This is a genomic window from Rhodococcus sp. T2V (genome assembly GCF_029269925.1).
Taxonomy (GTDB): Bacteria; Actinomycetota; Actinomycetes; order Mycobacteriales; family Mycobacteriaceae; genus Rhodococcus_F; species Rhodococcus_F koreensis.
In genome coordinates this window covers 1-333 of sequence record NZ_JARJBD010000560.1, presented here as the reverse complement: position 1 = coordinate 333, position 333 = coordinate 1, and the positions used below count along the sequence as shown (strand labels likewise).

1 pseudogene is annotated in these 333 nt (G+C 64.0%); it reads right to left on the bottom strand.

From position 1 onward, the window contains the following. Nucleotides 1-253: pseudogene (locus P3H15_RS55415) on the bottom strand (hypothetical protein); the annotation flags it as partial. Between the last annotated feature and the right edge of the window lie 80 nt (nt 254-333).

Genomic DNA, 333 nt, shown 5'->3' with positions numbered 1-333 from the left:
CGTCCGGGCTCACCTCGCCGGCCCGCTCGGCGAGGGTCCACCCGTTCTTGCGTTCCAGACCCGCAACCAAACCCGTCACATATTCACGGACTCGGGACCGCGGCTCCGACCACAAGATGCGCCCCGTCACGCGGTCCTCGCGTGCACATCGGCGCTCCCCGAACTCGCCGAACTCCCCGATGATCTCGTTCGGATGCAGCGTGTACGCCGTGGGCATGACGCGGCGGGCGTAGACCGACAGGACATCTTCCATCCGGGCGGCGAACTCCGCGTTCGCTTTTGGTGGGATGGTCCAGCACTTCTTCAGGTGAGGACGAAGTTTCGTTTTTTTAA